Genomic DNA, 11,085 nt, shown 5'->3' on the forward strand with positions numbered 1-11,085 from the left:
CATAAGGCGGTGGAGCGAGAGTGAACGAGTTTCTCAAGGCGGTGCAGCAGCGTGCCTCCGACAGGCCGAAGGAGCGAACGGGGCGAACGGAATGCCCGTACTGCAGCGTACAGTGCACGATGAATCTGCATGAGGAAAAGTCGATTAGGGTCAGCCGCTTTTCCGTCAGTCCGAACAAGGAAGATCCGGTGACGGATGGCCGGCTTTGCGTCAAGGGGCTGAACGCCCATGTGCATGCCGTTCATGAAGGCCGGCTAAAGTACCCGCTGCTTCGCATAGGGGCTTCGTGGGCGGCTGTATCGTGGGAGAAGGCGCTCGCCGAGATCGGCGGGCGGCTTCGTACCATCCAGGCGAAATACGGAAAAGACGCCGTCGGCGTCTACGGCGGGGGCAGCCTGACGAACGAGGAGTGCTACCTGCTCGGCAAATTCGCCCGGGTGGCGCTGCAGACCAAAAATATCGACTACAACGGCCGCTTCTGCATGTCGGCGGCGGCCGGGGCGGCGAACCTTACCTTCGGGTCGGACCGGGGCCTGACGAATCCGCTGGCCGAGGTGCCTCTGGCGAAGTGCATTATTCTTGCCGGGACGAACCTGGCGGAGTGCCAGCCGACGATTATGCAGTATTTTCGCAAGGCCCGGTCCGAGGGGGGCACAATCATCGTCATCGATCCTCGCGAGACGGGGACGAGCGCGATAGCCGATCTGCATTTGCGCGTGAAGCCGGGCTACGATGCCGCGCTGGTCAACGGCATGCTGAAGGTGATCGTAGAGCGCGGATATGTCGACCGCGCCTTCGTGGAAAGCCGGACGACCGGCTTCGCCGAGCTGGAGAAGCATCTGCGGGGCGTATCCCTGGCGGAAGCCGCCGCCTTGTCGGGAGTGGCTCCTGAGGCGATCGTGGAAGCGGCGCGGCTGTTCGGCGAGGCCGAGACGGGCATGGTGTTCACCGCCCGCGGCGTCGAGCAGCATGCGAGCGGCGTGGCCAATGTGCGCAATTTCCTCAATCTCGTGCTGCTGACGGGCAAAATCGGCCGGCCGGGCTGCGGATACGGCGCGATTACGGGGCAGGCGAACGGACAAGGCGGGCGGGAGCACGGCCAGAAGGCCGATCAGCTGCCAGGCTACCGGCTGATCGAAAATCCGGAGCATCGCGCCTACATCGCCAAGGTGTGGGGCGTTCCGGAGGAGGAGCTTCCCCGCAAAGGGGTGTCCGCATACGAGATGGTGGAGGCGATCGACCGCGGGGAGATCAAGGGGCTGATTGTTCTGGGCTCCAACCCTGTCGTATCGAGCCCGAACAGCCGGTTGGTCGAACGGGCGCTGGCCAAGCTGGAATTTTTGCTCGTCATTGATCTGTTCGAGTCGGAAACGGCGCGGCTGGCCCATGTGCTGCTGCCAGGCTCGGCTTATCTGGAGGACGAGGGCACGATCACCCAGCTCGAAGGACGTGTCGTCGTGCGCAGAGCGGTCAAGCCGCTGCCGGGCAAAGCGAAGCTCGACTGGGAGATTTTGTGCCTGATCGCCGAGACGCTGGGGAAAGGGCAATATTTCAAATACCGCTCGGCCGAAGAGATTTTTAACGAGCTGAGAATCGCATCCCGGGGAGGCATCGCCGATTATTCCGGGATGACGTACGAACGGCTGGAACGGGAAAAAGGGCTGTTCTGGCCTTGCCCGGACGAGGCGCATCCGGGAACGCCGCGCATGTTCGCAGAGCGGTTCGGCCATCCCGACGGCCTGGCCCGGCTCGTCCCGATCGAGCACCAGAATCCGAAGGAGGTGGCGGGTCGGAAGTATCCGTATTTGCTGACGACGGGCAGGGTGCTGCAGCATTATTTGTCAGGCGTGCAGACCCGCAATACTCCGGAGCTGAATTCCAAATATCCGGAGCCGCTCATGGAAATTCATCCGGAGACGGCCGGCGAGATCGGGCTGGTCAACGGCGGGCATGCGAAGGTCTCTTCCCGGCGGGGCACGATTCGGCTGAAGGTGAAATATTCCCCCAAGATCAGAAAAGAAACCGTGTTTGTCCCGTTTCATTGGGGCGACGATCGGTGCATCAACCGGCTTACGAATCCGGCGCTCGACCCGGTTTGCCGCATGCCCGAATTCAAGGTGTGCGCGGTCGCGATTGCGCCGGGGTAAGTTCGGCCTGAAGGGAGGAGCCTGCGCTGAAACCATTTTTTTGGCCGGAGGAGGCGAATGATGCATGCAACAGTGGATCAAGGCGGTGGGCACCGGCAAGCACGGTTCCCGGCATTTGACTTATGACGAGGCGGTGGCGGCGGCCCACGCGATTGCCCGCGGCGAATCGACCGACGCGCAGACGGCTGCGTTCCTGATGGCGATGCGGATGAAGGGCGAAGCCGTTGAAGAATTGATGGGCTTTATCGATGTATTCCGCAAATATTCGCTGCCGTACCGCTCCTTCTCCCATTCGCTGAACTGCGCCGGTCCCTATGACGGACGCCGCTATTTTCCGGTGACGATCCCCGTCAGCCTGCTGCTCGCCTCCGTCGGATTTCCCCAGGTGCTGCACGGCAGCGAATCGCTGCCGCCGAAGCTGGGCACCTCGCTGAAGGAACTGCTGGAAGGGCTGGGCGTGCAGGTGGAGCTGGAGGCCAAGGAATGGGAAGACATCTTCGTGACGCTCGGCATCGGTTTTATTTGGACCGATCTGATTTGTCCGCCGTTCGGACGGGTAAGGCATGTCCGGGAGCAGATCGGGCTGCGCACGTTTTTTAATACGGTCGAGAAGGTGATCAATCCGATCCATTCGCTCAACGTCATTATCGGGGTCAATCATCGAACGGCGATGGAGCGCCTGATCCAGCTGCTGCCGAAATCGGGCTTCGAGACGGCATATATTGTGCAGGGCATCGAAGGCTCGGAGGACTTGCCCATCTTCCAGACGAGCGCCATCCGCAAAGTGACGTCATGGGGGGACGAAGCGAGCACGATCGACCCGGCCACGTTCGGATTTTCCGGCTCGCCGGTCGAGAAAATGACGAAGCAGGAGCAGCTGAGGACGGTGCTGCGCATAATCGAGGGCGACGATTCGCCGGATATCGGCAATGAGCGCGAGCACGTCGTCTTTAATGCGGGGCTGCGGCTGTATTGGTTCGACAAAGTCGAGTCGTACGAGGAAGGCTTCCAGCTGGCCAGATCGCTGCTGCAGCGAAAAGAAGCGAAGAAGCTGCTCGAGAAGTGGCGGACGATGAGCACCTGCAGCGAGTTTCCCGCTCGCATCAGGGTGAACTGATCGCCCGCCGTTTCGGCATCTTTATAGAAGGCTCCGGGCTATGGGTATGGGCGGCTCGGAGCCTTGCCTTGTCGCCAGGCAGCGGCTGGGGGCTGGCCTGCGGCGAATGCTGCGGCTGCCGCAAGGCGCGGCGGCGTGCGAACGAAACCGCGCGAGAGGGCTATACCTGCAGCGGATCGACGAGCGCGGTCCAGCGGACGGCCGGCCGCGACGCCGCATCGTATCCGGCGGTGCCGACCCATACGCAGGACGAGGGCCCGGTGCGGAAATAATGCGCCAGCAGCTCGCGAAAAATGAACGGAATGTCCCGCTTGAGCACCTCCGCGCGAGGAATCCAGTGCAGCTCTCCTTCGTCGGTCTCGCTTACGTCGCGGCGGGCCGCCCGCGCGGTATAAATGAACTGCTGGCGCACCTCCTGGCGGTTTAGGCGAATCAAAATATACTGCAAGCGCAAATCGGCGATGTCGCCTCGGGTAAGTCCGGTCTCCTCGAAAATTTCTCTCCGTACCGCTTCCTCCGGATCGTTAATCTCCTCCGGTTCCATATGTCCTCCGATAGCCGCCCACATACCGGGGTTCAGGGTCCGGCTCGGCGACCGCTTCATCATCAGCATGTCGCCGCCATGAAACAGCAGCGCGGCAGCGATCATCCGGGCACGTATCAATTATGATCTCTCCTTAAAAAAGACGTCCTATGACGAGCGATTCTTCTCAATCATCGTTCGTCGCCTGCGGTATCGAAAATTCAGCATGCGTGCTGAGCCGTGTTTAGCAGAAGTGTAACATATTTTTTGTCGAAAACCTACTTGCGGGAAAGGGCCGGCATGCGTTATAATGTCCACTATGGGAAAACAATCGTCTACTATGGAAGGACGATAAAAATGACAGATAAGCAAGCGTGGGATGAGAGGCGGCCCGGAGAGCGTTATTACTTGGTGCGCGAAGACATCCTGCCTGACGCGCTGGTGAAGACGGCGCAGGCGAAGGAGCTGCTGGCCCGCGGCGAAGTGAAGACGATTCACGAGGCGGCGGAGCAGGTGGATTTGAGCCGCAGCGCCTTTTACAAGTACAAGGACGGAATCTTTCCCCTCAGCAAGCTGGAGCGGGAGCGGATCGTAACCATCTCGATGGATTTGGAGCACCGTTCCGGAATTTTGTCGCGGGTTCTGGCGATGATTGCGGGACTCGAAGGCAACGTGCTGACCATTCACCAGTCGATTCCGCTGCAGGGCGTGGCGAATGTCGTCATCTCTGTCGAGACCTCGCTGATGGGCGATCCGATCGGCGTGCTGCTGGACGCATTGCGCGAGCAGGACGGCGTGACCCGCGTTCATCTCGTCGGCCAAGGCTGAGGACGCTGGGGCGAAGCTGTTAAAATATAAAGATTGTCAGGAGGATATGAGCATATGAAACCGATCAAAGTAGGTTTATTGGGACTCGGTACCGTCGGAACCGGTGTCGTTCGCATTGTGGAGGGGCACCGGGAAGATTTGCTGGGCCAGACCGGCTCCTCGATCGAAATTGCGAAGATTCTGGTTCAGGACAAGTCGAAGACCAGAAGCATCAGCGTCCCGGAGGACAAGCTGACCGAAAGCGCGCGCGACGTGATCGAGAACCCGGACATTCAAGTCGTGATCGAAGTGATGGGCGGCATCGAGACGGCGAAGAGCTATATTCTCGAGGCGCTGGAGAGAGGCAAGCATGTCGTCACCGCCAACAAGGATTTGATGGCGCTGCACGGACCGGAAATTTTGGCCAAGGCGGCGGAAAAAGGCTGCGACGTATACTACGAAGCGAGCGTAGCCGGCGGGATTCCGATTATCCGCACGCTGATCGAGGGCTTCTCCTCGGATCGCATCACCAAAATTATGGGGATCGTCAACGGCACGACCAACTACATTTTGACCAAAATGAGCCAGGAAGGGGCCGCTTACGAAGAGGTGCTGAAGGAAGCGCAGGCGCTCGGCTATGCGGAGGCCGACCCGACCTCGGACGTCGAAGGCCTCGACGCCGCCCGCAAAATGGCGATTCTCGGTACGCTCGGCTTTCACGTGAACGTCGCCTTGGCGGATGTCAGCGTCAAAGGCATTTCCGGCGTCAGTAAGGAGGACATCGCTTATGCCAAACGGCTCGGCTACGAGGTCAAGCTGCTCGGCATCGCCGAGCGCCAGGACGATCAGATCAGCGTCAGCGTGCAGCCGACGATGGTCCGCGCCTCGCATCCGCTGGCTTCGGTGAACGGCGTGTTCAACGCGGTGTACGTCTATGGCGAAGCGGTCGGCGAAACGATGTTCTATGGGCCGGGCGCAGGGGAGATGCCGACGGCGACGTCGGTGGTCGCCGATCTGGTGGCGGTGGTGCGCAACCTGAACCTGGGCATCAACGGCCGCCAAGTCTTCGTTCCTTATAAAGAGAAGAAGCTGAAAACGGACGAGCAGATCGCCTCCAAATACTTCATTCGGCTTCATGTGGCCGACAAGGCCGGGGTGCTGGCGCAAATTACGAACATCTTCGCCGGCGAGGACGTCAGCCTGGAATCCGTCGTCCAGCAGCCGAATGCCACGACGCCGCATGCGGAGATTATCATCATTACGCACAGCGCCAGCCAGGCGGCGGTGAACCGGGTGCTGGCTGCGTTCGGAGACATGGAAGGCATCGTGCACGAGATCAAAAGCGTATATCGAGTGGAGGGTTAATCGAATATGAGATACATGGGACTACTGCAAACGTACAAGGAATATTTGCCTGTTAATGAGAAAACGCCGCTGCTGACGCTGCAGGAAGGCAACACTCCGCTCGTGCGCGCGGAAAATTTGTCGGCCGAGCTCGATCTTGATATCTACTTCAAATATGAAGGTCTGAACCCGACGGGCTCGTTCAAGGACCGCGGCATGGTCATGGCCGTCGCCAAGGCGATGGAGGAAGGAAGCCGCACGATCATGTGCGCTTCGACGGGCAACACGTCCGCGGCGGCGGCGGCTTACGCGGCGCGCGGCGGGTTGAACTGCATCGTGCTGATCCCGAACAACAACATCGCGCTCGGCAAGCTGGCGCAGGCGATCGTGTACGGCGCCAAGGTCATTGCCATCGAAGGCAACTTCGACCGGGCTCTTGAGATCGTCCGGGAAATTACGGCGAAGCATCCGATTACGCTGGTCAACTCGGTCAACCCGTACCGCCTGCAAGGGCAAAAGACGGCGGCCTTCGAAGTATGCGACCAGCTCGGCGAAGCGCCGGATTATTTGGCGATTCCGGTCGGCAATGCCGGCAACATTACCGCTTACTGGATGGGCTTCAAGGAGTATCACGAGCGGGGCAAGGCGGCGAAGCTGCCGAAGATGATCGGGTTCGAGGCGGAAGGCGCGGCGGCAATCGTGCGCGGCGAGCCGATCCCGGAACCGGAGACGATCGCGACGGCGATCCGCATCGGCAATCCGGCCACCTGGAAAGGCGCGGAAGCGGCTGCGAAAGATTCCGGCGGCCAGATCAACTTCGTCACCGACGAGCAAATTTTGCATGCGTACAAGACGATTGCCGCCCGCGAGGGAATCTTTGCGGAGCCGGCCTCGGCCGCTTCGATCGCCGGCGTCATGAAGCTGAAGGAGCAGGGCTATTTCGAGAAGGGCGCGAAGGTCGTCTGCGTCCTGACCGGCCACGGCCTCAAGGACCCGAACATCGCGATCAAGAGCGTCAGCGCGGAACCGGTGGTCGTACAGGATTCCGAGGCGGCAGTGATGGAAGCGATCAAGCAGCTGGAAGGCTAGAAGGCGGGACGATACGGTGGAGAAGAACAGCGGAAAAGTGCGCGTCAGGGTGCCTGCCAGCACGGCCAATCTCGGCCCGGGCTTCGATTCGCTCGGCATGGCCTTGAATTTGTACGCCTGGATCGAAATGGGCCTTGCCGATACGACGCGCATTCATTTGATCGGGGAACAGATGGAGGGCATCCCTGCGGACAAAAGCAATCTCGTTTACAAAGTGGCGCAAATGGTGTTCGAGCGGGCCGGCGTCCGCCATCCCGAGCTCGAAATCGCGATGTACAGCGACATCCCCTTGACCCGCGGCCTCGGCTCCAGCGCCTCGGCGATCGTTGGCGGGATGGCTGCGGCCAACGCGCTGATCGGCAGCCCCTTGCCGCAGAGCGAGCTGTTCCGCATGGCGACGGAGCTGGAGAAGCATCCGGACAATGTGGGCGCTGCGCTGTTCGGCGGGCTCGTCGCCGCCTTCTGGGACGGCGAGCGGGCCGAGCATATCCGGATTGAGCCGGACGAGCGGCTGGAGGCGCTCGTCGCCATTCCGCATTTCCAGCTGGCAACGGAGAAGGCGAGGCATGTGCTGCCGCGGGAGCTTGGCATGGACAAGGCGGTGTACAACATCGGCCATGCAAGCGTGCTGGTCGCTGCGCTATGCTCCGGGCGGCTCGACCTGATCGCTCAGGCGATGAAGGACGCGCTGCATCAGCCTTACCGCGCGCCGCTCGTGCCCGGCTTGACCCGCATTCTGGGCGAGGCGACCAGGCATGGGGCGCTCGGCGTAGCGTTGAGCGGGGCCGGGCCGACCATGCTTGCGCTGGTTGACAAGCACAGCCCTCGCAAGGCGGAGCTGGAGCGGTTCATGAAGGAGACGCTGCTTGCCGAAGGCATTGAGTCGACAACGATGTGGCTGCTGCCCGACCGGGAAGGGGTACGGGTGGAGAAGTTGACAGCGGATCAGCAAAGCGGTACATTATGGGAAAACATCAAAGGGGAGGTGCGCGCATGAAACGGATTGCGCTGCTCGGACCCGGCACCTTTACGGAAGAGTCGGCTCATCATTATCTCGGCACTTCCTCATTCGACTACGTCCATTGCAAGGTGATCTCCGACGTCTTCATGTCTACCGTGAACGGTCAGACGGATTGGAGCGCCATTCCGATCGAGAATACGTTCGAAGGCTCGGTCAGCCTGCATCTCGATTGGCTCGTTCACGAGGTGGACCTGCCGATTCAGGCCGAGTGGGTCTATCCGATCAATATCAACCTGCTCGGCATTTCCCGGGACGGTGAGGCGGGGCAGGCGGATATCGAACATGCGCGCGGTGCCATTCGCAAAGTCGTCTCGCATAATGTGACGCTTTCCCAATGCCGCAAATTTCTGAAGGATCATCTTCCCGACGTCGAGCTGGAACCAGTCGGCAGCAACGGCGAAGCGGCAAGGCTGGTCAAGGAGCTGAACGATCCGCAGATCGCCGCGCTGGCGCCAACCGCCGCCGGCAAGCTGTACGGCTTAAGCACATTCGCCCAAGGCGTTCAGGACCACCAAAATAATTATACGCGCTTCGTGCTCGTCGGGACGGAGAAGCCGGAGCAGCTGGCTCGAGCGGCCAGCTCCGTCAAAACGACGATTTTGGTTACGCTGCCAGAGGATTACCCGGGAGCGCTGCACCAGGTGTTGTCGGCTTTCGCCTGGCGCCGCATCAACCTGTCCAAGATCGAGTCGCGCCCGACGAAGAAGAAGCTGGGCAGCTACTTTTTCTACATCGATATCGAGGCTTCGATGGAATCCGTCCTGCTGCCGGCCGCCTTGCAGGAGATTGAAGCGATCGGCTGCCAGGTTCGCATTCTCGGATGCTATCCTACTTTCACATTTGAACCAGCGCATGCGGAGGTGCAGAACACATGTCACAAGTAATTTATCTTAACGGCGAATTTGTATCGAAGGAAGATGCGAAGGTATCGGTTTACGACCACGGCTTCTTGTATGGAGACGGCATTTTTGAAGGTATCCGCATCTACAACGGCAATATTTTCAAATGCAAAGAACATCTGGACCGATTGTACGATTCGGCCAAGTCGATCATGCTCGACATTCCGCTCAGCCGCGAGGAAATGCAGGATGCCCTTGTCGAAACGCTGCGCCGCAACGAGCTGCGCGACGGCTACATCCGCCTCGTCGTATCGCGCGGTCCCGGCGATCTCGGCCTCGACCCGCGCCGTTCTCCGAAAGCGTGGGTCATCATTATCGCGGAGAAGCTCTCCATTTACCCGGAAGAAGCGTACATTAACGGCTTGAAGACGGTCTCCGTCTCGAATCGCCGGAACATTCCCGACGCGCTGAACCCGAAGATCAAATCGCTCAACTATTTGAACAACATTCTCGTCAAAATTCAGGCGAACCTTGCCGGCGTCGGCGAAGCGATCATGCTCAACTCGCAAGGCTACGTCGCGGAAGGCTCTTCCGACAACATCTTCATCGTCAAGCGGGGCATCGTCTATACTCCGCCGTGTTATTGCGGGGCGCTGGAAGGCATTACCCGCGGCGCCATTCTCGAAATTTGCGAGCGCGTAGGCTATACGGTCAAGGAAGAGCCGTTCACGCTGCATGACGTCTATGTGGCGGACGAGGTGTTCTTCACCGGCACCGCCGCGGAGGTCATTGCCGTGCGCGAGGTCGACGGCCGCATCATCGGCGAAGGCAAGGCCGGTCCGATCACGACGCATCTGCTGAAGGAATTCCGCAGCATCGTCGAGATCGACGGCGTGAAGGTTTACGAATAACGGCGGAAAGCGCGTTTTCCGCCTGGCATACAAGCGCCAAGGCATCCGGGCAGATCCCGGGAGCTTGGCGCTTTTGCTTTTTTGCCAGCTTTTTTCCGCAAATGATGGTCAAAAGCCCATCTCCGTGCATAAACTGTACTGTTACGTTGGTTTTAGGTACGGTGCGACCGCTCAAAGGAGGTTTTAGGCTGTGAAAATCCATATTGTGAAGCAAGGCGACACACTATACGAGCTGGCTCAAAAATATAATGTCGAGCTCGACAAGCTGATTGCCGCCAATCCGCAGCTCGCGGACCCGAATGTGCTGGAGATCGGGATGAAGGTGAAGATCCCCGATGCGCCGAAGCCGGTAGCGCCGCCTTCGGAAATCGCGCATAAGCATGTCGTCGTGCAGGGCGACACGTTATGGAAGCTGGGAAAAGCATGGGGCGTGCCGCTCCCCGAAATGATCGCCGCCAATCCACATTTGAAAAACCCGAATGTGCTGATGACCGGGGAAACGGTATTTATCCCCAAGAAGAAGGACGGCTCGAATACGGAAGCGAACGTGGTGAATCCGCCCAAACCCGACACGTCCGTCCTGCCGTCTGCCGAGGCGCTGCCGCAGCAGCTTCCGGCCGAAGTGAATGTCGAGCAGGCCCCGAATATTGAGATGGAAGTGCAGAGCGCGCCGAATGTGCTGGCCGAGACGCCGCCAGCTCCCATTCAAGCGGAGCTGCCTGCGTTCCCGAACGTGAACTTCGAGCCGTTCGCGCAGCCGGCCGAAAACCCGAATATCCCAGTGGCGCCGACGCAATATATGCAGCCTAATATTCAAGAGATGCAGCCGCATGTGCAAGGGATGCAGGCAAACGTTCTTCCTTATGCGAATGTGCCGATGGCGGAAGCGGTGCCCCCGTTTCAACAGTATAATGTGCCGGCTGCGGAAGCGTTCAGCGCGAACGTGCAAAAAGCGGAGTCGAACGAGTGGAAGGAGCAAACACCGCCGCAGCTTCCGCCGCTGCCCGCCTCCGTGCTGCCTGCCTATACGGGCAATCTGCCTCCTTATCCTGCTGCCGGCGGCGATTGCGGCTGCGGCGGTCCGGCTCTGCCAACCTTCCCGCATGCTATGCCGTACAGCAACTACCCGGTAGCCGGGGCATATGACCCGAACGTAATGGCGGCGCAGAGCAACTACCCGGTCGCGGGGGCGTACGACCCGAACGTGATGGCCGCGCAGAGCAACCATCCGGTCGCGGGGGCATACGACCCGAACGTGATGGCGGCGCAGAGCAACTACCCGGTCGC

Annotated in this window: 10 protein-coding genes; 9 read left to right on the plus strand and 1 reads right to left on the minus strand. The window is 60.1% G+C overall.

The window, feature by feature from the left end:
* Nucleotides 1-20 precede the first annotated feature (20 nt).
* Complete coding sequence (gene nasC, locus F591_RS0105045; RefSeq protein ID WP_019533500.1) at nucleotides 21-2,147, plus strand: assimilatory nitrate reductase catalytic subunit NasC; 2,127 nt, start codon at nucleotides 21-23, stop codon at nucleotides 2,145-2,147.
* Nucleotides 2,148-2,211: 64 nt separating this feature from the next.
* Nucleotides 2,212-3,264, plus strand: a complete 1,053-nt coding sequence (locus F591_RS0105050; RefSeq protein WP_019533501.1) for an anthranilate phosphoribosyltransferase — start codon at nucleotides 2,212-2,214, stop codon at nucleotides 3,262-3,264.
* Nucleotides 3,265-3,424: 160 nt separating this feature from the next.
* Here the strand turns inward: F591_RS0105050 and F591_RS0105055 are convergent, their stop codons facing one another.
* The gene (locus F591_RS0105055) at nucleotides 3,425-3,928 is read right to left on the minus strand and encodes an NUDIX domain-containing protein (RefSeq protein WP_026326380.1); all 504 of its coding nucleotides are present in this window, start codon (nucleotides 3,926-3,928) and stop codon (nucleotides 3,425-3,427) included.
* A gap of 216 nt (nucleotides 3,929-4,144) precedes the next feature.
* On the opposite strand from F591_RS0105055, the gene F591_RS0105060 reads away from it, so the two are divergent.
* The 7 genes from F591_RS0105060 to F591_RS29450 all read left to right on the plus strand — a co-directional run.
* Nucleotides 4,145-4,615 carry an ACT domain-containing protein gene (locus F591_RS0105060; protein ID WP_019533503.1) on the plus strand — a complete coding sequence of 157 codons (471 nt, stop codon included), beginning with the start codon at nucleotides 4,145-4,147 and terminating at the stop codon, nucleotides 4,613-4,615.
* A 54-nt stretch (nucleotides 4,616-4,669) separates the two neighbouring features.
* On the plus strand, nucleotides 4,670-5,959 hold the full coding sequence (locus tag F591_RS0105065) for a homoserine dehydrogenase (RefSeq protein ID WP_019533504.1): 1,290 nt from the start codon (nucleotides 4,670-4,672) through the stop codon (nucleotides 5,957-5,959).
* A 6-nt stretch (nucleotides 5,960-5,965) separates the two neighbouring features.
* Entirely contained in the window at nucleotides 5,966-7,027 is a 1,062-nt protein-coding gene (gene thrC, locus F591_RS0105070; protein WP_019533505.1) for a threonine synthase, read from the plus strand.
* 16 nt (nucleotides 7,028-7,043) lie between these two features.
* Complete coding sequence (thrB, locus tag F591_RS0105075) at nucleotides 7,044-8,024, plus strand: homoserine kinase (RefSeq protein ID WP_019533506.1); 981 nt, start codon at nucleotides 7,044-7,046, stop codon at nucleotides 8,022-8,024.
* On the plus strand, nucleotides 8,021-8,932 hold the full coding sequence (pheA, locus tag F591_RS27425; RefSeq protein ID WP_019533507.1) for a prephenate dehydratase: 912 nt from the start codon (nucleotides 8,021-8,023) through the stop codon (nucleotides 8,930-8,932). The genes thrB and pheA overlap by 4 nt, the downstream gene beginning before the upstream one ends.
* Entirely contained in the window at nucleotides 8,920-9,798 is an 879-nt protein-coding gene (ilvE, locus tag F591_RS0105085; protein WP_019533508.1) for a branched-chain-amino-acid transaminase, read from the plus strand. The genes pheA and ilvE overlap by 13 nt, the downstream gene beginning before the upstream one ends.
* 190 nt (nucleotides 9,799-9,988) lie before the next feature.
* Nucleotides 9,989-11,085, plus strand: a 1,097-nt coding sequence (locus F591_RS29450; RefSeq protein ID WP_019533509.1) for a LysM peptidoglycan-binding domain-containing protein, incomplete at its 3' end; no start/stop codon positions are given.

It is taken from the genome of Paenibacillus ginsengihumi DSM 21568 (assembly GCF_000380965.1).
In the GTDB taxonomy this organism is placed as follows: Bacteria; Bacillota; Bacilli; order Paenibacillales; family NBRC-103111; genus Paenibacillus_G; species Paenibacillus_G ginsengihumi.

Coding starts and splice junctions, on each gene's coding strand:
- F591_RS0105050 (WP_019533501.1), top strand. CDS start 2,212: ATGCAACAGTGGATCAAGGCGGTGGGCACCGGCAAGCACGGTTCCCGG.
- ilvE (WP_019533508.1), top strand. CDS start 8,920: ATGTCACAAGTAATTTATCTTAACGGCGAATTTGTATCGAAGGAAGAT.
- F591_RS0105065 (WP_019533504.1), top strand. CDS start 4,670: ATGAAACCGATCAAAGTAGGTTTATTGGGACTCGGTACCGTCGGAACC.
- pheA (WP_019533507.1), top strand. CDS start 8,021: ATGAAACGGATTGCGCTGCTCGGACCCGGCACCTTTACGGAAGAGTCG.
- F591_RS0105060 (WP_019533503.1), top strand. CDS start 4,145: ATGACAGATAAGCAAGCGTGGGATGAGAGGCGGCCCGGAGAGCGTTAT.
- thrC (WP_019533505.1), top strand. CDS start 5,966: ATGAGATACATGGGACTACTGCAAACGTACAAGGAATATTTGCCTGTT.